Origin of the sequence: Pseudoalteromonas sp. P1-30 (genome assembly GCF_001400005.1) — a bacterium.
GTDB classification, from domain to species: domain Bacteria; phylum Pseudomonadota; class Gammaproteobacteria; order Enterobacterales; family Alteromonadaceae; genus Pseudoalteromonas; species Pseudoalteromonas atlantica.
In genome coordinates, this window is the sequence record NZ_LKBC01000014.1 from 64,736 (window position 1) to 88,721 (window position 23,986).

Below are 23,986 nucleotides of genomic sequence, written 5' to 3' on the forward strand. Positions count from 1 at the left end.
TTGCTAGTTCCTTATGACATTGCTGTGATGGCAGTTGCGTGATAGCCCCACCCATCCTTGGCATCTAAAAGTTTAAAATTGTTTTTTTGATATTCACCGGGGAAGAAGACCACAAGACGGCCTTTAACTTGTTTTGCAACCTTTTCAACCAGGCCTGATACTGAAGCGAACCCAAATAATGCACCACAGCCAAGAAGTGCAACTACACCATCCTCGTTTTGGTTTTCATTAATTCGCTCTGATAGGCTTTCGATAAGCTCATCTGAAAAGTCTTCATATAAACTGGCAAGATATTCTGGGTCTGCAAAATAACCTTCTTTATATTCTTGGTCTGCCATCCACTTTTCAAAGCTGTGGGTTAGATCAAGTTCAAGCCAAGGATGACCGCTTTTTATTGTTATGGCTTCAAATTCGCCGATACGTGATCTAAGTTTAAGCTCATCTTCTTTGTTATAGACGACAAAAATGGTGCGTTCATCAGCTGAAACAGCTACAGGCCAGGGAATACTAATATGGCTGTCGAAGCTGTTTAGCAGCTTGGATAATCTGTCAGACATTATTCTTTATCCTCTTCCGGCTTTGGCTGGGTTAAATCTGGTAACTCTATGTTAGGGAATGTGACTTCTATGATGTCACTTACTTGCTTGAAGTTTATTAAACCTCGCAAAGATGCGCGATGTGCTAAATCGTATAGGTGTTCTTTATCTTGGCTTAACATTTGGCACCAGAAGCTATCAAACATTCTTTGTCCGGTTAAACCGTGGCAATAAGCTAGAAACAGTGCGTATGCTAAATTAACGTAAGACGCTTTTGGTTGAATGCGGTATTTTTTGGCTTTACCTTCTAAGTAGCCAGCCTGGGTCCATGTGCCATTAATGTTTTGTGCGAATGATTTGAGTGATGCTGCACTAAAGCGATTTGGATCATCTTTTGCTAGATGCTGTTCTACCGTTTCTCTTGGCAAGTGTTCGCCTAATTGTAGTGGCAGTATGACGCTAGCTGAATTTCTTAAAATAGGATCTCTGGCTACAGCTAATTGTAGAGCTAACATTGGCTGAGCGTCTTCTGATAGCTCCCACCACTTACGAAAAACATTAAATAAAGGAGTATCCATAGACATACCGTATAAATCTACAAGGTGTCTAAAGGTTAATGAACGTGATTTTTCGGTTGGCTTATGCAATATATTAAAATTGATTATATCGTCTTCATAATCTTTTTTTGTTGCGCTTTCATCACGAGCGAAAAGAAGCTCTTTAAGCTCTTCAATCATCATGCTTCTAGCTGAGTGTGCGCCATTTTTGCCAAATTTAAAACCTATTTGGCTTAGTGTGTTTTCTTCAACCATATTCATTCCTGATAGCCTGGAGCTATCTCAATATCTTTAAGATTAAGTTGTGATTTATTGCTCAAATGCAGCTGGTAAATATTACAGTTTAATGTGCCTTGTTCGGTACAGTCTACGTTCCATTGCCTAAGTAAATAACCTAATAGAGCGGCTCTTATTTCTAATTTTAATTGCCCGTTGTCCATAGCGTAATCAAGCTCTATTGCTTTTGGGTATTTTAGCTTTGGATGCGGGGTTAAAATTATATCGTAAATGGTGTGCCATTGGATGTCTTTATCTGCGGATTCTTCAGGTTTAATGAGTGACTGCAGTATTTTTGGACATTCAATACGGGTAGTAACAAAATCTCTAAACTGTTGCTTGGTTCTATCAAAAGCGCGTACATGCCAGCGAGTACCATTATTTACAATAGAGTGGGGTACCAATAGCTTTGAAGTAGTGCCTGAAGTTAGTGATGTATATTGGCACTCAATAGCGAGCTTAGACGTAATAGCACGCATAAGAGTCGCGATTACTTCACTATTTGGGTGTATCAAGCGCGTTGCATCTTGGCAGTAGCTACTAGGCTGAATGTTGCTTGATAAGCCATCACCGAAACCGCGGCATAAGGCGCTGAGAACACTCTCAGCGTTGTGTTCGAACAAAGGTTTAAAGCTTTCTAAGCGGTGGTAGCTTTTAGTTGTATGACTTAATACTAGATTTTGAGGTGCAAGTTCTTTATATGATGAAAAATCACGAGTACACGCGGCTAAGCCAGTTTTAAAACGCTGAATTAAATCAGCTCTTGCAACTTGGCCAAAGTACTGCAGATTAAAATCTATGAACGCTAAGCGTTCCCTCTGCGCATGTGTGAGTGCATCCAATGCGGTACTAGTCATAAATATACTAAATCATTATTTTGTAGTAACTATATCAGGCAAAGTTAAAGATGCAATCAAAATGAGTTAATGTGCTTTGTTTCTTAAATTACTACAATAAACATTTGACATTAAATGTTTTTGCAATTAAATTGCGTTTCAAGGGCAGAGGCTTACCTGCGGTTTGTAATGTACTTCTTACAAAACAAAGCACTCGAATCGTTTTACATCATACCTACGATATACACTTCATTCTTGGACTTAGTAGCCAGAAGTACGCCGTTTAAAATATACAACGGGGCTTTAACTATTTTTAAAGGTTTTAGAATGAAAAACAATACTACAGTTCCAACTACATACATCCCTCTAGAAAAATTTCACATTGTGCCTATTACTGGTTTAACACCAGAGAACTTAAAATACTCAGCTAAAAAAACTATCAGAGACAGAGAAAAAATCCCTCATACCACAAAGCTTAATATATTAGCGAAAAGCCTCGGTATTAAGGGTGGGTTTGCTAACTACGAAAAAGAGTTTGAAGAAAAGCTTAAACCATTTATGTCAAAGCATAACCTGCACAAACGAGTTAATTTACTTGAGCATAAATACCGTGGAATGCAATTAGGCTACAAGCAATTTAACCACCAGCAAGTATCTGAAAGACTGTTTTATTCAAAAGGGCAGATGCCGAGTAAGTTGTTTACTGGGCATGACTTCGATTTTTCAGGCGTTTTAGCCTGGGATATGCATGATCTTTATGAAGTATTAGCTAAAGATAAATATTTAGAAAATATTTTTATACAAAAGCTGCATATTAAGCTCTTTTGTGATGATAGCTTTGAACTTGATAAATATATCGAGGCTATGAAGGAACACTATTTTGTAGATTTTAATGAAGAACGCCTTAAGGAACTATTGTCTTTAGACCTTAATACAAAAATCCCACTAACAAAAAGGCGAACAGGAAATCTTCCCTCTATTTTTGACTCTGCTTCTAATAATTTAAATGAAGCTTCTACTCAAACTGCTGAATACGAAGAAGTGATGGTAAGCATTTCAGATCTTATAATTATTAGTAATATGTTTGAGATTGGTGGTTGCTATAATTTACTTGGTAACAACCTTACAAACTTTTACGACCATGATTTCGGCTCAGATGTTGAGGTTTATTATGAAAATAGCATGTCTTCGGATGAGTCTGAGGTATATATAAAATCAGCGCAATTTTTACAAAAGATATTAAATCAAAGGTTTCAACAGTCAAATAAGGGATGGGTAAATGTAATTCCTTACAACGAAAACCTTATATTCCTCTCTGATGATAACGGTAGTTTTGACTTTGTCATCAAAAACCAAAGAGATAAGGTTTTTACACATCAAATATACGGTGATTACTTGAAACGGGCAGATATACCAAGCTTTATTGAAGATTATCGATTTAAGCGTTGGGAGTACTTTAACTATAAAGGTAATCGTGAATTAGACAGCCACTTAGCAGAGCAACATTACTATGCCAATGGTGGTTTAACTAAAAACTACCCAGGGCAACATGTAATACTTCAGAAATTTTATGAAGCGTCTGGTGATTATATTATTGAAAGCCGCAGCTCGAATAAGCGCTTACATGGTTTTAAAAAGATTAAGCTAGCCGAAAAAGAGCTAATGGTTTCAGAGCTTATAACCATAGATGAAATAAATGATTTTTTACATAAAAACCATGAATACTTTGCTACCAGAAAGGGTGACTCGTTACCTCCATTAAATAGTGAGTGTGATAAAGGTTTAGCTGCTACATGTACTTTTTATGATGTGCTGGCTTATATTAGCTGGGCAGAAAAAGAAACAAACGTTCCACTAAGATTACTAGCTTACGATGAGTACTTAGCTGTCAGAGATAATGAAGTTGGAAAAAGTGCACACTCTAATAAAGGCAGTGATATGACCTTTCATACACCTGACGGTAGGCAGTACCCTGGGCACCCACCATATATGAATGAGAGTGACTTTGATGCTTTAACATTACGGTTTCCAGAGAATTTAACTAATTTTGAAAAATATGGGTTGGAATTTATAGACTCGAACTTTTTTGCAGAATGGCTTTTGGAAGGCGTAAGTATTCGTTCAGCAAGTTTAACCTCTTTTTATGGCGACGCTAATGTATTAAGGGCATCTGGTCCGCGAGATTGTACAGGTAAATATAAAGGCATAAAAACAGGCTTTAGACTTTGCTATGAATTAAGCAAGTAGGCTTTATTAAAGCTACCCCGCTATGGGGTAGCACTTTAAGCTGCAGTACTTGCAGTGTCTCTTTTCCCAATTTTTTCACTTATCCATTCTTCAACTTCACTTTCTACCCAGGCTACAGAGTTACCGCCTAGCTCGACCTTCATTGGAAATCCACCAGCACTCATAAAGCGATAAACAGTTGAACGGCTTAAGCCTGTGATATGTAAAACTTCTTTTAATTTGATTAAACGCATGGGATTTCTCCGGTTAGGTTATTAGTACATATCCTTTCCGGGGGTAGTAATTTTTTACTGAGGCGAAACAAAAACGTTAAACATATACATCACTATTTTGCATAAACCATTAAGAGGGCATAACAATGCAAAATAACAAGTCACTATACGAATTTGATCACCCTGTAAGTGATGAACAAATACTTGAAGCAGCAGCTTACATAATCGCTCTAAAGCAATTTAGGCATGGGGCTTTAACATGTCCGAAAGACAGTGAAGAATATTTAAGGCATAAGCTGGCGTTAATCGAGCATGAGGTGTTTGCTGTACTATTTTTGGATAGCCAAAACCGCATACTTGAATACAAAGAGTTATTTAGGGGGACTATTAACGCAGCAAGCGTATACCCACGAGAGGTTGTTAAAGAAGTATTAGCGCTAAATGCAGCATCTGTAATACTTGCGCATAATCATCCTTCAGGCGTAAGTACACCATCTCAAGCTGACAAGCTTATTACCGCCAAATTACAGCAGGCGCTTAACCTGATTGATGTTTCGATAGTCGATCACATCATCATTGGTGAAACCAGTTATTCATTTGCTGAGCATGGCTTAATTTAAAGGGAGTAGGGTATGGTGATTAAAATAGAGCAAGTGCCAGGACTAAGCGTGCCAGAGTCACTGTTTGATGTGATTGTAAATGCCATCACTAAACAAGGTGAATCGATAGGGAATGCGAGTGAGTTAACTTTGAATTTCCGTGATAAAGATTATAGCGCAGCAGCTGGGGGCTTTCACCCAGTCGAGGTTAGGCTAGAAAAACGCGGTATTGGTTGGGAGCTTGTATACATTACTGATTTTTCATACCAGGGCCGACCGGACTCTGAATTAGTAAAGGAGATTGATGTTTGCTTTGTGATTAAACGTGTATATCACATGCTGGTGGGCTGGTTGAGTGAACGAGAGGGCAAGGAGCTTTTAACCTTGTTTGTGACTAACTTTGTTGAGTACTACAACACAGGCTGCTACCAGGTCACTATTACAACTGAGTGAGGAGTAGGCGATGGCTGAAGTACAGGCGATTAAGGACCTTGATACAGTAAAGTTAATCAGTTACTTGCTTGAAAAGCGGTGTTCTAAACAGATGAGCCATATTTGGAATATAGGTTTGAACCTAGCATTGCGCATATCTGATTTGTTGTCTGTTAAATTTACGGACATTCAAAACGACAGGTTACTTATATTTGAAAGTAAAACAGGCAAGCTTGCAGAGATTAAGCTAAATCAAAAAGCATTAGCGTTTATCCATGAAGTTCGTATTACTCACCCCAATCATGTTTACCTATTTCAATCATATCGAAATCAACAAGCTAAAGGTTCACCACCACGGCCTTTATCTCGTAGGGCTGTAACAAGAGCATTTGCGTTAGTGGGTGAAGAGCTTAATTTAAAGCTAGGCACGCACTCAATGCGTAAAACCCGAGGTTATCACCTCTACCATAAAACCCAAGACATCGCGCGTGTAATGAAAATGCTTCGCCATAGCTCCGAGGCAACAACACTTCGTTACATCGGCATTACCCAGGAGGAAATTGATAAAGACTTTGAAGAATTAGAGTTATAAATTTATTACATATGATAGGAGTAAATTTGTTATGTCGTTAGAAAAAGCCGTTGCATGCGGTGCAGTAGGAAATGAAGTTTCTAAACAAATAACCGGTAGTTCTGAGCCATCACTCAGTAGAACAGCCATTGCTGTGAGCTCTGGTGCTTTAGCAGGCGCTACAGTATCCGGTGCAGTTGTCGTTGGGCTAGGTGTGGCGTCTGCACCAGTTACGGTGCCTTTAGCTGTTGCTAGTGGCTTGTTAGCAGGAGTCGCGAGTTTATTTGATTAGAAGTAAACAAAGAACGCATTTTTGCAGTGCGTTCTTTTTTTGCTTTTGTAGTGTAAATAGTGCTTCTCGTAATGCTATTTTGGGAACTTGCCAGCCTTTATATACCAAGGGTTTGAGCTTATTTAGCTAGTTGAAGGTCTCAAAAGCGCGTTAGAACAAGTTTTGAGAAGCACAGGTCTTAATTAGAATATCACCTCTGACTATAACCAAAACAACGCTGCCCTAAGCCGTAATGCTTAGTTTTAAGCTTGGCGAAGTAACTTACTCGACAATAAAGAGCATGGAAGTTTTGAGCAAAATTAGGGTTATTAGCGTCAAGGTAATAGTGTGCATTATCAGGCAAATGAACAAATTCCATCGCTTCATCTACTGGTAAGGTCAACGCACTTGCCCAGGCCTTAGCTATTCGAGTAAACAAGTTATCACTTTCTATATTTATTTTACCCGTACAGTGATACCGGTCCTTATTGAAAAACAGTACAAAATGATAATGCTGATGGTGAGCTTCGTTTTTCTCTCTAGTCCAAATATATCTAATATTACATGGGTGTGGGGTTTTACCATCACGAGCTTTACGTTTTGTATCTGCTTTAATCTGCGCCTCAAGAGAAGCAATAAATCGTGTAATGATTTTATTGTTATCTAAATCAATTGTATTTGAATAAGCAGGTAGCCTTAAATCAATTCTGACTGCAAACGTTCTTTTATGCTCACTACATGCAGCATGCATTACTTTCTCAATAGCATTTAAGTAGGGAATAACCAGTCGCTGATCTACTCTAGCGAGTGTTTGATATTGATTGTATGTAGGGTTGGTTGTTACTGGGTATTGGGTTGGGTTATTCATTATCTTTCTCCTGTTATGTATTAGTTCATATCAGGTGTGTGAGCAGTAGTTTTTTAATTTGTATTTATTGTGATAATCACTTCGTTACTAGTAGCTCTAATAAATATTACCAAACCGAAATTTACATTAATAAAATTAGCTCAGTTTGTGGTGGTTAATTTCATGAGCAAAATACAGAGATGGTGTTTAGCGTATTCATAATTGCTCTGAAGTTATGACTGATTTATAAAAGTAAGCGAAGGAGCTTTGAATGCAATGTAAAATAGCATATTCACCATTTTTTAAATGAAAGTTGGGATCTTTGAAGTCAACATGCGAATAACTTTTTTTTATTTGACCGCTAAATTCAATATTAGAGGAGACTAGAAGGTTTTTAATAGAGGCAATATCAGGAGCCCAAACTTTTGTTGGCGTATTTACTATTTCCATTTCAATTTTACAATTTTTTGATTTTAAGCTCGCAATCCAATTCGAGTATTGTTTAAATTCACGAGAGTGATCTAAATTATTATTTCTCTTATGTTCGTAAAAATGGAATAAAATATAGTGTATAAGTATGTTTGCAAAATTACTCATGAGCTTGGACGTTATGTTACCGTTAACATTATCCATAGTTCTAGACTTCAAAGGGCCAAAAATTCTATTACTTGAGTCTTCTTCTGATACTGGGTTTATTATATTATTTCCATAGCGCACTATTTTAAGTAAACCGCAGGTGACAAGCCTGAATAATACATCATCTAAGTACTTAAAAACTTGTAGAGGTTGTTGACTTAAAAACTGATATTCATCATTTAGATCAGAAGTATCTTTTATCCATTCATGTTTAAAACGAAGTAAATCCAAAAAAAAAGTATCTTGGCTTTTGGGTTGTTTTTGGAGTAAAGGTAGAAATATAGCTGTGTAATACCTGAGCTTATTTTTATCAGTTAGAAATCGCCACTTGATTATCTGACGCATTTTTATTACGTAAAGGCTATGTGTTTGTTTGTTGTGATTAATTAAAAAAGTAGAGCTGCGTTTTAAGTTAATTCCTTTATTTTTCTTTATTGGTTTAGGCTCTTTTCCTTCCAGAATAGCAAGTTCTTTTATTGTACAACCCGTCACAGGCTGGCTTAACAACTTCATGTTCTTTAAGTGTTTAATACCAGTTTTTAGCTCAGTGAGTTTCAGCCCACATGCTTTAGCGATTTCTGGCTTTGAAAAGTTCTCAACATAACCAAATTCATCTTGGTTTAATAAAAAGAAAGACCACACTAATTTTGTAGGTGTTCTTAGTTTCACATACTCTAATTTTTCCAGCATATTTCTAGGTATTAATTGATTAACTTCATGATGTTTACTGAACCAATAATCATATGAGATTGACGGAGGGGCATTTTTTTTGTGCTTAACTTTGAGCTTGAGAATAGCTTTAATTTCTTGAAGTTCACGTATTACATTTGAGTATTTATTATGTGCACAACCTAATTCTATAATATCATTTTTTGATAAATTCTTGCCCAAATTGTCTTTTATAATTAATTGGAGAAGTACCCATTTCGAATGCGCAGACAGGGTGGGTGTTAGGAGAAAAAATTTGTGCATTTTGTACTGCTGTATGAGTGGTATTTATACAATACTAGGGCCAGTTAAATCAAAAATCAATAAACAGGGTCTATTTTGTTATTTAGGGGGCTGATTTTAAAAATATTTAGTTAGTGTTTAGTTGGTGTTATCAATTGTATTATTTTTAGTTAGAGTTTTGTTATCACTATTGCTAATGTTCACTCAATTTTAATGGGTTTAATGCTTTTCTTATTTCATTAGCTGTAAATTTTTATAATGAAAAAAGTATATCGTTTATATTGAAAGTGTTATTTGTAGTAAAAACAAATATGAGGATGTTGGTAATGAAAGGTTGGTTACTAGGTAATAATAACTTGAAGTGGGTTAGTAGTGATTGTGTTAAATTAAAAGCATTAATGGTTAAATATTTTGGTCATGATTTAAGTTTCTATAATGATGTTGATCTAAAAACATTTATAATCACAGAGGTCAGTAAAAACAACTCTACCGAAACTGCTCAAAGGGCATTTATCCAAAAATTAAATAAAGAGCTTAGATATCTAAAAAAAACCGAAGAAAACAGGCAGGCTAATGTAAAAAAAATTCAACTAGAAATATCCACATCTTCGAAGGAAAAGTTAACTAGATTGAGTAAAAATGCAGGTACCACTAATTCAAAGTTTTTCGAAGGTTTAATTCGTTATGCCGATAACAATCGAAAGTTATTTTTTAATGAAAAAGTGGAAAGAGAGGTATTAAATGTTTTTACTAAAACTAAAAATAAAGAAATAGTTAAAATGAGTATAGCTTCAGATAAGCTCGATGAAAGATTATCAAATTTAGAGGAAAGGCTAGGGAAGCTAGTTGGTTTAGTAGAGCCTTTGCTATCAGAAATTCAGCAATATAATTTTGAAAAACCAGAGGTGAAGCCTGAGTCTGTTATTAGTTCTGGCACTGAAGAGCCAACAAGTGACACAAATTTAGGAAAAGTTCGCAAAGGGCTTGATAATACAGCAGAACAAAAGCGGAATGAGCTAAATACAGATGCTATTAATATGTCTACTATTCGCCCATCAGATTAACGATTAGCCAAATTATATAAGATGTCTAGTTAAGCTACACGGTAGAAGTTGCTTTTATAGTATACCTATTGGTATTCACAATCTATTATTGGTTATTATAGATTGTTTATAATCAATTGATTGGATAGTTTATCTGAATCCCTCTTCCCAGTTATTGAATATCAATAACTGGGTTTTTTAATGCCTGCTGCCCAAACCTTAGTTATACGCTAATAGGCATGTATTTAGTGGGTAATCTCAGTCGGCCCTTAAAGTCGCTCCCTTAAATACGTGACATGTTATAAGCCCCGAATTTATTGGTACTCAAATAACGCGTTTTCCCATTCTTGAATGATTATTTGGCGCTTCATCTGATCGTCTATCACTAATATTTCTATGCCAAGGGGGACGGGGCGAAGCTGACCTTCTGATATATCAAGTAAATGTTTTTGTTTAATTCTTACTTCGTTATTTATTGGCTCAAAATTAGTGAAGTTGGCCATGTCTGTTTGTCCTTGTACAGACACTAAGTAATCAATAAACAGCTGTGCACCAATTACATTTTTAGCATGTTTAGGAATAATGGCGCTGCGCATAATAACCGAGGTGTAGTCTTTAGGTTGCACCACAATAATATTAGGGTGCTGCGCCGCCCATGTGCGCGCATAAGAGCTTAATATGTTATAGCCAACAGTGAGCTCGCCCGTTGAAAGTGCCTTGAGTATGTCGGCGCTGCGTCTAAATACACGCGTGCTGTGATAGCCAAACGATTCTAGCATTCGGCCATAGCTTGAGCTTTGCTCGCGGTCATGAGCCCACAGCAAATAACCTATGCCCACTTGAGTAATATCGTAAATGCCAATGCGGCCTTTAATTTGCTCACTGCGCCTACGAATTAGCTCTAATAATTCGTTGCGGCTACTTGGTGCGACCTCTTCGCCTAAAAATTCTTTATTAAATGCAATTACCGCTGTTTCATAGGTAAAGCCAAATACTTCATTTCGCCATTTAGCCCATGCAGGAAGCTTATTTGTTTGCTCAGAGCTGTAAGGTTGTGCATAACCATCGTTAACTAACTTTACTTGCAAGTTCATTGCTGAACTTAATAATACGTCGGGCGGGTTTTTAACGTCGGCTAAAAATTCGCTATACACTTCGAAAGTACTCAGCTCGTAGTAGTCAATTTGTACAAAAGGGTATTTTTTTTGAAAGGCCGATAAAAAAGGGGCAATTTCCATTTTATCAGCGCCACCATATATTTTAAGCACGGATTTATTTTCGCTTTGTGCCGGAAATACTAAAGGGGTTTTTGCTGCAACGAATGGCGAGCCTACAAAGCACGTAAAAACAACGGCAATATAAATCAGCGATAAAAATTTCAATGTTCGTCCTCGGTCAGCATTAACGGAAAGTTTATTTCAAAAATAAGCCCCGATGGGCTGTTATCGAGCAGCTTAATAGCAGCGTTATGATGCTCTGCTACCTCTTTAGCAATGCTTAAGCCTAGGCCACTGCCGGCACGTGGGTCGCCTTTACTTTTGTAAAACCGCTCAAACACATGTTGTTTTTGCGCATCGGGTACACCTACGCCTTGATCAGCCACGCATAATCGGGCTATGTAACCACTGTCTGTACTGTGAAGCTCGGTAGACACATTTACTTCTTTGTTTTGCGGGCTAAATTTAATCGCGTTTTCTAAAATGTTGCGTAGCATTTGGCTAAGTGCAAACGAATCGCCATTGATCATTAAATTATCATCACCTTGATATGTGATGATCACGCCGCGTTGAATCGCCGATACCGCAACATCTCTACACACAGACTTTACCAGCTCCGGCAACGAAAGCGTTATTAAAGGCTGGCTGTGAAAGCGGTGCGCAAGAGTGGCTTGGTTTAAAAGTTGCGTAACGGTGCTGTCGAGTAAATCTGTTGAATATAAAACACGATTTAGCTGCTCTGTTCTTATTTTTTCATCGCTTTCTTCAATGGCATTTTGCGCTTGGCTTTTAAGGCCTGCTAGGGGCGTTCTTATTTGATGGGCCACTTCGCCGGTAAAGCGTTTTAAATGATTAAGCGAAACTTCTAATTGCGATATAAAATGGTTAATGGTTGAAATTAAATCGGCCATTTCTTTAGGAACCGACATATCAATAGGGCGTAAATCAGTGGGGGAGCGCCGACGTATTTTTTTATTTATGCTGTAAATAGGTCGCAAAATTTGATTCACTCCTAGTAATATTAGCACAATAGCTATTACAAACGTTAAAATAACCATTTGTATTACATTTAAATTCATTTCATAGGCGAGCTGATCGCGAGCTTGGGTGGTTTGGCCTATTAAAATATTTACATCAAACGATTCACCCACTTCATAAAGCTTATCTGAGAGTAGAATAAAGCGGTAGTTTTCGCCTTTGTAATCACCTTCCCAAAATTGTATTAGTAGGTTATCTCGCGGGTCATACTCTGCACGTTGCCACTGGGTGTCGGCTTTTTGTAAAATGTGTTGATATAAGCCATTGTAACCGGTTAAGTGCTGCCCTTGATTTTGTGTTATTTGATACACCAATCTGTCATTTGAGGCCATCGAGAGAGTTTCAAATGTAGCGCTGGGTAAATCAACAATAATTTCGTGGTAATCAATGTGGGTATTTTCAAAAATTTGTAAAGCAGCACTGGCAAGTAGCCTATCGTATGAAATTTGGGCGGCGTTTTTACTGTAATTATTAGCCATAAAATAGGTTATAAGTGTAATTATAACCATTAAAGCAATGGTTATTGTAAGCAGCTGTCGGCGAATTGAGGGGAGGGTTTTGCTACTCATTCGGCTCTGCTAAAAGGTAGCCTAAACCACGCAGTGTTTTTATATCAACACTGCTATTTACCAGCTTTTTACGAAGCCTTGCTACGTAGGTTTCTATGGCGTTGGGGCTAGGTGAATCATCAAACGAATATAAGTGATCGAGTAACTCATCTTTATTAAGTACTTTGCCTTGATGCGTTAAAAATATTTCTAGCAGCCTAAATTCTCGTTGTTTTAAGTCAATAAGTTCTTTAGCAATAGTGACTGTGCATGATTTTCGATCAAAATCGAGATTGCCATAACTAATAATGTCTTTACCTAGGCCTTGGTTACGCCTAAGTAGGGCGCGGCAGCGGGCTTCTAATTCGCCAAAATCAAAGGGTTTAGTGAGGTAATCGTCGGCGCCTAAGTCGAGTAATTCTATACGGTGCTCTACTTGAGCGCGTGCCGTTAAAATTAATACAGGCGTATTTGATGAGCGAGCCCTGAGCTTTTTTAATATTTGCTCACCGTTTAAATTGGGCAAGTTTAAATCAAGTAAAATAAGGTCGTACTCATGGCGTTTTAACAGCGAATTAGCCAGATCACCACTGGTTACAAGGTCTATACCTTGGCCCATTTTGGTGAAGCGTTGGCAAATTGCTTCTCCTAACACTTCGTCGTCTTCAACTGCTAAAATTCTCATTAAGCACACCCGCAAAGTCGCAATTAAAAAATATAATTTTAAGTTGTGCAAGACACTAAACAATTACTGCAACGTTTACAATACGCAAATGCCTTCGTTTATAGCAAGATAAGCTATAGTTTTAATTTAATAGCCAAAAAATACAATTGCCTAAAATGTAATTATCTTGTGACAGGTTTGTGACAGGTTTGCCGTGTAAATTGCAACATGAATAAACTGATACACACTACACACAACTATAAATTTAATTAAACAAGGTAGCGGAGACAACTATGGCTCAACGGTTCTCTAAAATATTTGCAGTAACAGGCGCAGTATTAACTTGTGTTTCTATTCCTTCGTATGCTTCTTTTAATGGGCTTACAGAGCAAGACGAATTTAATATTAAGCTAAGGTCAATTTACTTTGACCGCGATTACGATAACGACGCCAGCGACGACTCAACGTTTGCACAAGGCATAGAGCTCAATTATCAATCGGGCTATTTTAATGACTTAATTAGCATGGGTGTCTCTACTTATACGGTACTTAATTACAACTCAACCGGCAGCGCACAAAATAATATTTTACCCGCTGGGGATGAAAAAGGCGGCGTTGACGATAGTTTTTCTAAATTTGGTCAATATTTTATCGACGTTAAACTTGGTGACAATAGCCATGTAAAAATAGGCGGGCAAAAAACCAAAAGCATGCTGTTAAAAAGCTCAGGTAGCCGCGCAATTCCCAATACTTTTAGAGGCGTATTTGGTGACTACAAGTTTGGCAATACCAAAGTATATGGTTACGCCTACGATAAATGGAGCCGCCGCCACGATGACAAGTGGGAAGATTTTTCTACCGATCAGTCAGATAACGGCGCGATTAGTGTTATTTGGGGTGTGGGCGCAAGCTACAAAAAAGACGCGCTAAAAATAGACGCAGAGTATTTAAACTCCCATGACTACTTATCAAAGCTTGGGCTTAAAGGCAGTTACGCTATAAAGCTCGATCACAGTAAGTTAACCCTTTCAAGTGGCGTATTTACCTCACAAGACGATGGCGATTTATTTGTAACCGGCGCAGAGGGGGGCGATTTAGATGATGAAGATGCACTCGGTGCGGTTTCCGGCGTTACTAAAAGTGAAAACGATGGTTTTGCCTATTACCTAGATGCCAATTGGAAAAAAGATATTTGGACACTAGGCGCCGCATTTACCAAAGTGAACGATGCTTGGATTGAAGATAACTTTAGCGGCGATCACGGGACTAACCCGTTTCCCACGCGCTCATTAATTGGTGCCGATTTAACAAACCAAAATGAGTCAACTTGGCAGGCTCGCTTAGGTGTTGACCTAAAAGCAGTGGCACCGGGTTTAACCACAAAGTTTTATTACACCAGCGGCAGCGATGCAGAAAATTCAAGCTTAGGTAAAGCAGGTGGCACAGCCGATGAAAAATATTGGGCCATTGATACACGCTACAAAGTAGCGGCTGTAAAAGGCTTAAGCCTACGTTGGTTATTTTTAGATTACACCACAGATGAAACTGGCAGTGTTGATGGTGTAAAAGGAGACAGAGCAGATCACCGTGTATATGTAGATTACACCATTAAGTTTTAAACGCCCCCTTCGATTGGCTTTTAACGCGCAGCATGAAAATGCTGCGCGTTTTTTAATTTTTAAAAGTTATTTTTTAATCAATTTTTATTTCGTGACAGGTTAGTGACAGTTTGGCTCCTTACTCTTAAAAAAAGGGCAACGTTTTGATAACGACGTTACTTGTTTTTAATTGCATTGAAAGGGCGAAACGATGAACTCAACACACGCTACACCTCAGTTAAAACCTACGCCGAGAGCCATTCACTTTCGTGCAAATAGCCAACAAACAGCCACGGCTGCTAGTGCAACAAGTAATACTAATTTTGCCCCTCAATCTTTGCAAAGTAAGCAAGAGCAAGTGCAAGAGTGCGTGGTTATTTTAAGTAATAACTAACCCGTTACTGCTCATTTAAATTGATTTAGAAGCTGGATTATTATGACTATTCAAAAAAAAATACCTTGTGTCATTATGCGCGGCGGAACGTCTCGCGGGACTTATTTTTTAGCCAACGATTTACCGAGAGAGTGGGATAAACGCAAAGAAATTTTAACTGCAGCAATGGGCTCAGGCGATCCGCTGCAAGTAAACGGCGTTGGTGGAGGAAACTCACTAACCAGTAAAGCGGCCATTATTTCACGCTCAACCGACCCCGATGCAGACATTGATTACTTATTTGCGCAAGTTGCTATTGAGCAAAATGAAGTCGATATAACCCCTTCGTGTGGCAATATTTTATCTGGTGCAGCACCTCTGGCAATTGAATACGGACTGGTTACTGCAAACGACGGTGAAACAACGGTACGGGTTAAAAATGTAAATACCAATACCCTGATTGAAGTTGTGGTACAAACGCCTAACGGCTTTGTAGAGTACGAAGGCGATGCCACCATTGATGGCGTACCAGGCTCTGGGGCTCCTATTTTACTTAAGTTTTTTGATGTGTGTGGCACTAAAACCGGTGAATTACTGCCTACTGGCTCTGCACGCGATACCTTTGATGGCGTAGAAGTAAGTTGTGTGGATGCTGCCATGCCAATGGTACTAATACCTGCACCATCACTGGGTGTAAAAGGCTCTGAAACTAAACAAGAGCTTGATGCAAATACAGAGTTACTGCAAAAAATAGAAAGCATTCGCCTGCAGGCGTCACTAAAAATGGGCCTAGGCGATGCAACCGGAAAAGTCATTCCTAAAGTCGGTTTACTGTCGGTGCCGCAATTTGGCGGTACGATAACTTCGCGCTACTTTGTGCCGCAAAATTGCCATACCAGCCATTCTGTAACGGGGGCAATTTGCGTGAGTGTTAGTTGCATGTTGCCAGGCAGTGTGGCGTACGACTTAATTACCCCACAAAGCTCAGAGCAGCAAAATATAGTGGTTGAACACCCAAGCGGTAAAATAGATTTACTCCTTGAGGGGCGCTTTGAAAACGACACGCTAGATATAAAATCGGCGGGGTTAATGCGCACCGCCAGAATGTTATTTAAAGGTGAAGTACACATACCTGCAAAAGTATGGGATGAAAGCAAAATAGCTTAACTTATACCAATGGGCAAAATAGCTCACTTAATTAAGCGAATTGGTGTTAAGCCTTAGTAAACCAACCGAAAATGCGATAGCAGATTGTCTGTTATCGCTTTTTTTATACTTTAAATAAATAAAACTAAATTTATTTTTATTTAAAAACAATGCCTTATAAATAATTTTAAATTAATGGATAGTTTGGCATTGATGACAGGTAGATGACAGTTTCGGCTATTAGTCTAGCTGTTGTTAACTTCTTTTAACGAAATACTTTCATCTACGTAATAGATGCAATGACGTTATTAGGACCTATTTAAATAATTGCAGCGAATAACAGAGGTCAAATTATGAAGATTAAATTAAGTACTTTTGCACCTAATCGACTAAAAGCAATGCTTGTTGTGTTAGCAGCAAGCACTTGTATCAGCTCAGCTTATGCAAACAATAACGACGAAGTAAGCTTTGATGGTGAGCGAGTAGAGTGGGTTGTGCCTTTTAAAGAAGGTGGCGGCTCTGACACATGGGCACGTTTTTTTGGTCCGCGTTTTTCTCAGCATTTAAATGGTAAACCTGTGGTTGTGGTTAAAAACATTCCAGGTGGTGGCTCTACCAAAGGCGCTAACCGCTTTGAGCGCCGCGCTAAAGCAAATGGTTTAAATGTATTTAGTACTTCTGCCTCTACACAAATCCCTTACTTACTTGGCGACTCACGCGTTAGATACGAAGTAAAACGTTGGAACGTGATTATGGCCACACCGACAGGTGCGGTGGTATATGTGCGCCCAGAGCTGGGTATTAAAAACGCATCAGAGCTTGCCAAATTGCAGGGTCAAAAACTTAAATTTGGTAGCCAACGCGCCGCCTCAATGGACTTAGTAGGGTTATTAGCCTTCGACATGCTTGATTTAGACATTCACGCCATTTTTGGTATGAAGGGCCGTGGCAGTGCGCGTTTATCATTTGAGCGTGGCGAGGTGGATATCGACTTTCAAACTACCTCTGCCTACTTAAAAAAAGTACAGCCGCTAGTTGATGAAGGTAAAGCGATTCCGCTTATGTCGTTTGGCGTACTTAATAAAGAAGGCAAAATTGTACGCGACCCAACGTTTCCTGACTTACCACACGTAGGCGAAGTATACGAAATGATCCATGGTAAAAAGCCAACAGGCGTTGAATACAACGTATGGAAAACCTTTTTTGTAGCCGGTTTTGCCGCGCAAAAAGGACTGTTTTTACCTAAAGGCACCCCTGATGACGTTATTGCAGAGTGGCGCAATGCAGCACAGCGCGTCATTGATCAAGACAACTTTAAAGAAGAGTCTGAATTAGTACTTGGCCAATACCCACAACTTGTAAACGAAGATGCAGTAAACACACTGAGCTCAGCACTGACAATTTCTGAAACTGACAAACAATGGGTAAGAAATTACCTAACCGAAAACTACAACGCGCGTTTTTAAAAAACCATGTTGATTTGTTGTACACACAGTGGCTCGCATTTAGTGAGCCACTTTTTTAATCTAAGGAGAGCAGTATGTTAGATGCATTTTTAATTGCGCTACAAACTATTCTTACCCCCACACACTTAATGTATTTATGCGGCGGCGTTTTTTTAGGCTTGCTGATTGGTATTTTTCCGGGTTTAGGCGGCATAGCGGGTTTATCGTTATTACTGCCATTTTTATATGGTATGGACCCAATTTCAGCGCTTGCTATGCTTATTGGCCTAGTGGCGGTTATTCCAACCTCTGACACCTTCACCTCTGTATTAATGGGTATTCCAGGCTCCAGTGGCTCACAAGCCACAGTGCTTGACGGCTTCCCACTGTCTAAAAAGGGCCAAGCAGCGCGTGCGCTTTCAGCAGCGTTTGCTTCGTCATTATTTGGTGGCCTTTTTGGTGCAATTATTTTAACGCTGTTTGTATTGATTGCCCGCCCCGTTATTTTAGCGTTAGGCTCGGCCGAATTATTTATGCTTACTTTGCTAGGTTTAAGTATGGTGGGTGTATTGGCCGGTAATAGCCTAGTAAAAGGCTTAAGCGCATGTGGCTTAGGTTTATGTTTAGGCTCACTTGGCGGTGCTCCTGCAACCGGTGAATACCGCATGGTATTTGATAACGGTTACCTTATGGATGGTATTCCGTTAGTGGTTGTTGGTTTAGGTATATTTGCATTACCTGAGATTATCGATTTACTGCGTCAAAATCGCTCTATTTCAGAAGCTTCTGAGTTGGGTAGTGGATGGTTTGAAGGCGTAAAAGATGTTGTTAAAAATAAATGGCTAGCTACGCGCTGTGCTGCCATTGGTTGTGTTGTTGGCGCACTACCAGGCCTAGGTGGCAGCGTAGTTGATTGGATCTCTTATGGTCATGCGGTGCAAACCTCTAAAGACACCGAAAACTTTGGTAAAGGCGACATACGCGGTGTTATTGCCCCTGAGTCATCAAATAATGCCAAAGAAGGCGGTGGCTTAATTCCGACCTTATTATTTGGTATTCCAGGTTCTGGCAGCATGGCTGTATTTTTAGGTGGTATGGTATTAATTGGTTTAGAGCCAGGCCCTGCGATGATCACCACTGACCTTGATGTTACTTACACCATTGTATGGTCACTGGCACTTGCTAATGTAATTGGCGCGGGCGCGTGTTTACTAATTTCTAAATGGGTAGCAAAAGTAACAACTATTCCTTACACGCTCATGGCACCATTTATGGTTATGGTGATCTTTTTTGCGGCGTTTCAGGCAACCCGTGATTTAGGTGATTTAGTCGCACTTATTGGTATTGGTATTTTAGGCGTATTAATGAAGCGCTTTGGATGGCCTCGTCCGGCATTTTTAATTGGCTTTGTACTGGCAAGCGGCATGGAAACTTACCTTTATCAAGCTATTCAGTTTGACGGCATAGAGTTTTTATTAAAACCGGGTGTGATGATTATTGGTGCATTAACCGCGCTTTCTATTTTCTTTGCAGCACGCCACTCTATTAAGGCTGCTAAAAAAGAAAAAGCCAATAAAAACACAGCTAATGCTGAGGTAAAACCAACTAACCTTAAACCACAAATCGCGTTTTCTGGCTTTGTTTGTTTAGTGTTTGCATACGGTTTGTATGACTCGTTCCAACGCACATTCTTAGGTGGAGTATTTCCTGCCGTGGTGTGCTCGTTCATGTTAATACTCTCTGCGGTTGTGCTGATCAAGCTGCTACTTAATAAAGTAGACGATGCTGTAAATTACGATAATGAGGTCTCTGCGGGGTATGTAAACGACTCAAGCGTGACTGGCCTTTGGCATTATGTATTTTGGCTGTGTGGCTTATTAGCTGGGTGTTTTTTACTGGGCTATGTGATTTCGATAGCGTTGTTTTTCATAATATTTTTACTTGTAAAAGCACGTATATCAATTGCTAGAACATTAACACTGACAGTGTGTGCGTTGGCATTTTTACTCACTTTATCGCACTTTATGGTATTAGATTTACCAAGCGGTTACCTACAAGAAGTGGCAAGCTTTACGCAGCTGTAAACGCCGCCGTGCTAAGCAAAACAAGCAGCGCTTAGCACGGTTTACATTTGCTCTAAAAGGCACTGGCTTAAGAAGGATATAATTATGATTTTACCTAAGCTTATTTTAATGCCCCTTTCTACAAGTGGGCATGTAACAGAGCGCTTAAAAGGGGGCTTAGCCGTTGCTAAGTATTTTAATGCGCACCTTGATGTTTATCACACGCACTTAGACCCAAAACGCTTTTTGCCAACAGGGCAGCTTGGCTTACCAACTAAATTGGTAAAAGAGTTAGACTCTGTAGCAGGGCGCTTTGCAACAACCGAATCGGCAAATTTAAAAACCGAATTTGTTAGTTTATGTGCCCAGCATCAAGTTAAATACACTGACGACAGCGCAGAGCATCCCACGCACCCAAGCGCTTCATGGCATATTAATATAGGTGTGCGCAGCGAAATAATTGCAGAGCAAGGCAAAGTCGCTGATTTAATTATTATTCCGCAGTCTAAAAGTGGTAAATCAACCTCGACCTTTGAGGCATCGGTAATGCGAAGTGGTAAACCTATATTATTGGTACCACGGCAAATGACCCACTTTGATATAAAAACAGTGGTGATTGGCTGGAACGCCAGTACCGAGGTATCGCGCGCGCTCACTTATAGTTTACCGCTTTTAAAACAAGCTAAAAAGGTTGTTATTTGCACCAGCGCAAGCAGCGCCGATAAAATGCCAAACGGCCATGAAGTGGTTAAATATTTAGCTCAGCACGATATTAAAAGTGAGTTTGTAACATTTAATAATGGCAGGCAATCGACTGCTAAAGCGTTTATGTCGGTAGCGCAAATGCATAATGCTGATTTAGTGGTGATGGGCGCATTTACTCACAGGCGAATTCATGAGCAAATTTTTGGTGGTATGACTAACTACATGCTAGCAAACACCACCTTGCCAATACTTATGGCGCGATAACACTTAAAGCTTAAAAACTAAATTTTACCCAAAAGCCGATATTTACGTTCAATATCGGCTTTTTATTAAAGCTCAATGTGATAAAACTAACCATTACAATAATAAAAGTTAATGGGTAGCAGCCTATGTATACGCTTTCGCAGTGGCAATCAAACGGGCAGTTTATTGATATAAATGCCAAGCAAATTTTTACTAAAACAGCGGGGAATGCTAATAACCCCGCGCTCCTTTTGATACACGGCTTTCCAAGTGCAAGCTGGGACTGGGAAGGTATGTGGGATGAGCTCAAAAAACACTACTTTTTAGTTACACTTGATATGCTGGGTTTTGGCCTTTCGGATAAACCAATCAATGCGGCTTATAACATTACAGAGCAAGCTGATTTATACACGCAATTTTTAAAGCGTTTAAATATTACCAATGTACACCTATTAGCCCATGATTATGGTGATACCGTGGCTCAAGAGCTATTAGCAAGGCAAGTTGCTGCTCAAAGCGACATACGCATACACAGTGTATGCTTTTTAAATGGCGGGTTATTTCCACACATACATAAACCTTTATTTATCCAAAAGCTGCTACTTTCAAAACTTGGTTGGCTAGTACCTAAGCTAATGAGCAAACAAAAGTTTGCTAAAAATTTAATCACTATTTTTGGCAAAAAAACACCACCAGCCCCTATGGTAATTGATACCCTTTGGGCGTTGTTAATTTACAACAAGGGTTTACGTGTTATGCCCAAGCTAATTAAATATATTACACAGCGAAAACAAAACGAACAGCGCTGGGTTGGGGCAATGATTAATAACGATATACCGGTTACGTTTATTGCAGGTGAGCAAGACCCAATATCGGGTAAACACATGCTTGAGCACTATAAAAAAACAATACCTAATGCGCGCGTACAAGGGTTTGGTGAGCTTGGGCACTACCCGCAAATAGAAGATGCCAAGGCTATAACCAAGGCTTATTTAAATTTTAGAAAGCAGATATAAAAAACGCGGCTATTTTAGGCCGCGTTTATAAACTAAATAACGTGATGCTGGCTACTTAGTACTTTCTTTTTTTAGGGATTTTTAACTGGCTTTCAAATTCATCAGGAAAAAGCACCGTGCCGTCGTCCTCTTCGGTAGGGAACACCGCAATCAGTAAGTCGTCTTCTTCAAGGCCGGGTGTCCAGCGGCTAAACCAATCTTTAGTCGGAATGGCTTTTGGTGTACAGCCTTCCCATTCGCCTGTGGCCCAAGCTTGTGCAAAATCGCGGGTTGGCCACACTGGTACACAGTCGTCATCTTCGTTGGCAAGCATTACGCAGCCATCATCGTCGTTTAAAATCCATACTTGTTTGTACTGTTGTACGGTTTCAAACATAAAAGCGAGTCGTTTTTTTGCCCCTAGCCCTAAAATTACGGTTTGTTCTTCAGTCGCATTTGCAGTTGTCATAATTGGCTCACTCTTTATTGCTTCAAATTTGAATCTTACTGTTACAAGTATATCGAGTTATGTGACAGTGTGTTGAAAAATTATTATTTAACCTGAACTCTGGATAATAAATCTATCTCTAGCAGCTATTTTAAGCGCTAACTGCGTTGAATTTACTGAAAATCTCTGGCTAGAGACAAAATAAGCTTAACTATCATCATGATAAAATATGTTAGTAAATCTCTTAACCAGAGTTCAGGTTATTTAATTTTGTAATTCAGATCTGTTTTGGTACTCCCTAAGTATATTTTGAGCGAGCATTCAAAATTACCCTTGAATGTTGTTAAAAAGGCCGCATCTCATATGCATACTCTTAATGAAGGATTTAACAATGACCACAGATTTACTGGCTCCGTATACATTAAACGACTCACTTGAACTTAAAAATCGCGTTTTTATGGCGCCTTTAACCCGTTGTATGGCTGATGATAATTTAGTACCTACGCAAGATATGGTCGAATATTATGCGCGCCGTGCCGATGCCGGCTTAATTATTAGCGAAGCCACTATCATTCGCCCAGATGCACAGGGCTACCCAAATACACCGGGGTTATTTACCAGCGAGCAAATTCAAGGTTGGAAAAAAGTAACCGACGCCGTGCACGCAAACGGCGGTAAAATGTTTGCACAGCTTTGGCATGTTGGCCGTGTTGCTCACCCTCACTTTTTTGACGGCGAAGTATTAGCGCCATCGGCAATTGGAGTTGAAGGCTCTGTACCACGTATGCGCGAGCTGACGTACATTACGCCAAAAGCGGCCACCAAAGAGGATATTAATTCACTGATAGCCGACTTTGCTAAAGCGGCCGAAAACGCCATTGAAGCTGGTTTTGATGGTGTAGAAATTCATGGCGCAAATGGTTATTTAATTGATCAGTTTTTACATTACGCTGCAAATGAGCGCACAGATGAATATGGCCAAACACCTGAAAATATGGCGCGTTTTGCAATAGAAGTGACCGATGCGGTTATTAATGCAGTAGGTAATGAGCGTACGGCAATTAGGTTATCGCCAGGTGCTTATTTTAATATGGAAGAAGATAAGCGTGATAAAGCGGTATTTGATTATTTATTAGCGCAGCTAGATGACAAAAAACTGGCTTACATTCATGGCGGTATTTTTGATGACAGCACTCAATTTGACTCTTTAGAAGGTAAAACAACCTCGCAGTATTTGCGCGCTAACACTAAAACCAGCCTTGTAGGGGTAGGTAGTTATAGTTTTGATGATGCAAAACAAGCAATAAACAATGACCAGTTTGATTTAATTGCGATTGGTCGTCCATTTATTGCTAATCCAGATTACATTAGTAAAGTGGCTAATAATGAAGAGCTTGTTGCTTATAATGACGAGATGTTAGCTAAACTATTCTAATTAATTAGGGCGTGTTGACCTTTGGCGTTTGAATTTGCAGCAGTATGTTTGGTT

The 23,986-nt window shown here is 39.2% G+C and carries 24 protein-coding genes; 14 read left to right on the forward strand and 10 right to left on the reverse strand.

The window, feature by feature from the left end; all coding sequences use genetic code 11:
- Positions 1-11 precede the first annotated feature (11 nt).
- From AN395_RS16645 to AN395_RS16655, 3 genes are read right to left on the reverse strand one after another with little or no spacing between them, the layout of a single operon-like run.
- Positions 12-557: a BREX protein BrxB domain-containing protein gene (locus tag AN395_RS16645; RefSeq protein ID WP_054983667.1), complete on the reverse strand. Its 546-nt coding sequence runs from the start codon at positions 555-557 to the stop codon at positions 12-14.
- Complete coding sequence (locus tag AN395_RS16650; RefSeq protein ID WP_054983668.1) at positions 557-1,348, reverse strand: hypothetical protein; 792 nt, start codon at positions 1,346-1,348, stop codon at positions 557-559. Before AN395_RS16650 ends, AN395_RS16645 begins: the two co-directional genes overlap by 1 nt.
- A gap of 2 nt (positions 1,349-1,350) precedes the next feature.
- On the reverse strand, positions 1,351-2,226 hold the full coding sequence (locus AN395_RS16655; RefSeq protein WP_054983669.1) for a WYL domain-containing protein: 876 nt from the start codon (positions 2,224-2,226) through the stop codon (positions 1,351-1,353).
- Between the two features lie 306 nt (positions 2,227-2,532).
- On the opposite strand from AN395_RS16655, the gene AN395_RS16660 reads away from it, so the two are divergent.
- Positions 2,533-4,452, forward strand: coding sequence for a hypothetical protein (locus AN395_RS16660; protein ID WP_054983670.1), 1,920 nt, complete (start codon positions 2,533-2,535; stop codon positions 4,450-4,452).
- A 35-nt stretch (positions 4,453-4,487) separates the two neighbouring features.
- Here the strand turns inward: AN395_RS16660 and AN395_RS16665 are convergent, their stop codons facing one another.
- A complete protein-coding gene (locus tag AN395_RS16665; RefSeq protein ID WP_010557263.1) occupies positions 4,488-4,685 on the reverse strand; it encodes an AlpA family transcriptional regulator in 198 nt (65 codons plus the stop codon).
- A gap of 125 nt (positions 4,686-4,810) precedes the next feature.
- On the opposite strand from AN395_RS16665, the gene radC reads away from it, so the two are divergent.
- The 4 genes from radC to AN395_RS16685 are packed head-to-tail and all read left to right on the forward strand — an operon-like array spanning position 4,811 to position 6,558.
- Positions 4,811-5,284 (forward strand): DNA repair protein RadC, encoded by a 474-nt coding sequence (gene radC / locus AN395_RS16670; RefSeq protein WP_054983671.1) that lies wholly within the window; start codon positions 4,811-4,813, stop codon positions 5,282-5,284.
- A gap of 12 nt (positions 5,285-5,296) precedes the next feature.
- On the forward strand, positions 5,297-5,716 hold the full coding sequence (locus AN395_RS16675) for a DUF2787 domain-containing protein (protein WP_054983672.1): 420 nt from the start codon (positions 5,297-5,299) through the stop codon (positions 5,714-5,716).
- 10 nt (positions 5,717-5,726) lie between these two features.
- Positions 5,727-6,287 (forward strand): tyrosine-type recombinase/integrase, encoded by a 561-nt coding sequence (locus AN395_RS16680; protein ID WP_054983673.1) that lies wholly within the window; start codon positions 5,727-5,729, stop codon positions 6,285-6,287.
- Between the two features lie 31 nt (positions 6,288-6,318).
- Complete coding sequence (locus AN395_RS16685) at positions 6,319-6,558, forward strand: hypothetical protein (protein WP_054983674.1); 240 nt, start codon at positions 6,319-6,321, stop codon at positions 6,556-6,558.
- Positions 6,559-6,748: 190 nt separating this feature from the next.
- Here AN395_RS16685 and AN395_RS16690 read toward each other — a convergent pair whose 3' ends face one another.
- Complete coding sequence (locus AN395_RS16690; protein ID WP_054983675.1) at positions 6,749-7,405, reverse strand: inovirus Gp2 family protein; 657 nt, start codon at positions 7,403-7,405, stop codon at positions 6,749-6,751.
- Between the two features lie 195 nt (positions 7,406-7,600).
- A complete protein-coding gene (locus AN395_RS16695; protein WP_054983676.1) occupies positions 7,601-8,992 on the reverse strand; it encodes a hypothetical protein in 1,392 nt (463 codons plus the stop codon).
- 305 nt (positions 8,993-9,297) lie between these two features.
- Between AN395_RS16695 and AN395_RS16700 the strand changes: the two genes are divergently transcribed.
- Complete coding sequence (locus AN395_RS16700) at positions 9,298-10,035, forward strand: hypothetical protein (RefSeq protein ID WP_054983677.1); 738 nt, start codon at positions 9,298-9,300, stop codon at positions 10,033-10,035.
- A 293-nt stretch (positions 10,036-10,328) separates the two neighbouring features.
- On the opposite strand, the gene AN395_RS16705 is transcribed toward AN395_RS16700, so the two are convergent.
- Genes AN395_RS16705 through AN395_RS16715 form a run of 3 tightly spaced genes read right to left on the reverse strand, consistent with a single transcriptional unit; the run spans position 10,329 to position 13,502 of the window.
- Positions 10,329-11,396, reverse strand: a complete 1,068-nt coding sequence (locus AN395_RS16705; RefSeq protein WP_054983678.1) for an ABC transporter substrate-binding protein — start codon at positions 11,394-11,396, stop codon at positions 10,329-10,331.
- Positions 11,393-12,838, reverse strand: a complete 1,446-nt coding sequence (locus AN395_RS16710; protein WP_054983679.1) for a sensor histidine kinase — start codon at positions 12,836-12,838, stop codon at positions 11,393-11,395. The genes AN395_RS16705 and AN395_RS16710 overlap by 4 nt, the downstream gene beginning before the upstream one ends.
- Positions 12,831-13,502: a response regulator transcription factor gene (locus AN395_RS16715; protein ID WP_024032564.1), complete on the reverse strand. Its 672-nt coding sequence runs from the start codon at positions 13,500-13,502 to the stop codon at positions 12,831-12,833. The genes AN395_RS16710 and AN395_RS16715 overlap by 8 nt, the downstream gene beginning before the upstream one ends.
- A gap of 272 nt (positions 13,503-13,774) precedes the next feature.
- Here AN395_RS16715 and AN395_RS16720 point away from each other — a divergent pair, with 272 nt between their 5' ends.
- The 7 genes from AN395_RS16720 (at position 13,775) to AN395_RS16750 (ending at position 22,070) form a co-directional block, all read left to right on the forward strand.
- On the forward strand, positions 13,775-15,100 hold the full coding sequence (locus AN395_RS16720; protein ID WP_054983680.1) for an OprD family outer membrane porin: 1,326 nt from the start codon (positions 13,775-13,777) through the stop codon (positions 15,098-15,100).
- Between the two features lie 190 nt (positions 15,101-15,290).
- Positions 15,291-15,473 carry a hypothetical protein gene (locus tag AN395_RS16725; RefSeq protein ID WP_054983681.1) on the forward strand — a complete coding sequence of 61 codons (183 nt, stop codon included), beginning with the start codon at positions 15,291-15,293 and terminating at the stop codon, positions 15,471-15,473.
- Between the two features lie 42 nt (positions 15,474-15,515).
- Complete coding sequence (locus AN395_RS16730) at positions 15,516-16,619, forward strand: 4-oxalomesaconate tautomerase (RefSeq protein WP_054983682.1); 1,104 nt, start codon at positions 15,516-15,518, stop codon at positions 16,617-16,619.
- A 332-nt stretch (positions 16,620-16,951) separates the two neighbouring features.
- A complete protein-coding gene (locus tag AN395_RS16735; protein WP_024032569.1) occupies positions 16,952-18,064 on the forward strand; it encodes a tripartite tricarboxylate transporter substrate binding protein in 1,113 nt (370 codons plus the stop codon).
- Positions 18,065-18,138: 74 nt separating this feature from the next.
- A complete protein-coding gene (locus tag AN395_RS16740; RefSeq protein ID WP_054983683.1) occupies positions 18,139-20,127 on the forward strand; it encodes a tripartite tricarboxylate transporter permease in 1,989 nt (662 codons plus the stop codon).
- An 84-nt stretch (positions 20,128-20,211) separates the two neighbouring features.
- Complete coding sequence (locus AN395_RS16745; protein ID WP_054983684.1) at positions 20,212-21,075, forward strand: universal stress protein; 864 nt, start codon at positions 20,212-20,214, stop codon at positions 21,073-21,075.
- A gap of 125 nt (positions 21,076-21,200) precedes the next feature.
- The gene (locus AN395_RS16750; RefSeq protein WP_054983685.1) at positions 21,201-22,070 is read left to right on the forward strand and encodes an alpha/beta fold hydrolase; all 870 of its coding nucleotides are present in this window, start codon (positions 21,201-21,203) and stop codon (positions 22,068-22,070) included.
- 55 nt (positions 22,071-22,125) lie between these two features.
- On the opposite strand, the gene AN395_RS16755 is transcribed toward AN395_RS16750, so the two are convergent.
- On the reverse strand, positions 22,126-22,518 hold the full coding sequence (locus AN395_RS16755) for a DUF2750 domain-containing protein (protein WP_004588808.1): 393 nt from the start codon (positions 22,516-22,518) through the stop codon (positions 22,126-22,128).
- 370 nt (positions 22,519-22,888) lie between these two features.
- Here AN395_RS16755 and AN395_RS16760 point away from each other — a divergent pair, with 370 nt between their 5' ends.
- A complete protein-coding gene (locus AN395_RS16760; protein WP_054983686.1) occupies positions 22,889-23,932 on the forward strand; it encodes an alkene reductase in 1,044 nt (347 codons plus the stop codon).
- Positions 23,933-23,986: the final 54 nt, after the last annotated feature.

Bases quoted from the DNA above. Each gene is read 5' to 3' on its own strand.
- radC (WP_054983671.1), top strand. From the start codon at position 4,811: ATGCAAAATAACAAGTCACTATACGAATTTGATCACCCTGTAAGTGAT.
- AN395_RS16730 (WP_054983682.1), top strand. From the start codon at position 15,516: ATGACTATTCAAAAAAAAATACCTTGTGTCATTATGCGCGGCGGAACG.
- AN395_RS16645 (WP_054983667.1), bottom strand. From the start codon at position 557: ATGTCTGACAGATTATCCAAGCTGCTAAACAGCTTCGACAGCCATATT.
- AN395_RS16750 (WP_054983685.1), top strand. From the start codon at position 21,201: ATGTATACGCTTTCGCAGTGGCAATCAAACGGGCAGTTTATTGATATA.
- AN395_RS16690 (WP_054983675.1), bottom strand. From the start codon at position 7,405: ATGAATAACCCAACCCAATACCCAGTAACAACCAACCCTACATACAAT.
- AN395_RS16695 (WP_054983676.1), bottom strand. From the start codon at position 8,992: ATGCACAAATTTTTTCTCCTAACACCCACCCTGTCTGCGCATTCGAAA.
- AN395_RS16655 (WP_054983669.1), bottom strand. From the start codon at position 2,226: ATGACTAGTACCGCATTGGATGCACTCACACATGCGCAGAGGGAACGC.
- AN395_RS16685 (WP_054983674.1), top strand. From the start codon at position 6,319: ATGTCGTTAGAAAAAGCCGTTGCATGCGGTGCAGTAGGAAATGAAGTT.
- AN395_RS16720 (WP_054983680.1), top strand. From the start codon at position 13,775: ATGGCTCAACGGTTCTCTAAAATATTTGCAGTAACAGGCGCAGTATTA.
- AN395_RS16650 (WP_054983668.1), bottom strand. From the start codon at position 1,348: ATGGTTGAAGAAAACACACTAAGCCAAATAGGTTTTAAATTTGGCAAA.
- AN395_RS16735 (WP_024032569.1), top strand. From the start codon at position 16,952: ATGAAGATTAAATTAAGTACTTTTGCACCTAATCGACTAAAAGCAATG.
- AN395_RS16710 (WP_054983679.1), bottom strand. From the start codon at position 12,838: ATGAGTAGCAAAACCCTCCCCTCAATTCGCCGACAGCTGCTTACAATA.
- AN395_RS16715 (WP_024032564.1), bottom strand. From the start codon at position 13,502: ATGAGAATTTTAGCAGTTGAAGACGACGAAGTGTTAGGAGAAGCAATT.
- AN395_RS16745 (WP_054983684.1), top strand. From the start codon at position 20,212: ATGATTTTACCTAAGCTTATTTTAATGCCCCTTTCTACAAGTGGGCAT.
- AN395_RS16740 (WP_054983683.1), top strand. From the start codon at position 18,139: ATGTTAGATGCATTTTTAATTGCGCTACAAACTATTCTTACCCCCACA.
- AN395_RS16755 (WP_004588808.1), bottom strand. From the start codon at position 22,518: ATGACAACTGCAAATGCGACTGAAGAACAAACCGTAATTTTAGGGCTA.
- AN395_RS16665 (WP_010557263.1), bottom strand. From the start codon at position 4,685: ATGCGTTTAATCAAATTAAAAGAAGTTTTACATATCACAGGCTTAAGC.
- AN395_RS16680 (WP_054983673.1), top strand. From the start codon at position 5,727: ATGGCTGAAGTACAGGCGATTAAGGACCTTGATACAGTAAAGTTAATC.
- AN395_RS16760 (WP_054983686.1), top strand. From the start codon at position 22,889: ATGACCACAGATTTACTGGCTCCGTATACATTAAACGACTCACTTGAA.
- AN395_RS16700 (WP_054983677.1), top strand. From the start codon at position 9,298: ATGAAAGGTTGGTTACTAGGTAATAATAACTTGAAGTGGGTTAGTAGT.
- AN395_RS16725 (WP_054983681.1), top strand. From the start codon at position 15,291: ATGAACTCAACACACGCTACACCTCAGTTAAAACCTACGCCGAGAGCC.
- AN395_RS16675 (WP_054983672.1), top strand. From the start codon at position 5,297: ATGGTGATTAAAATAGAGCAAGTGCCAGGACTAAGCGTGCCAGAGTCA.
- AN395_RS16660 (WP_054983670.1), top strand. From the start codon at position 2,533: ATGAAAAACAATACTACAGTTCCAACTACATACATCCCTCTAGAAAAA.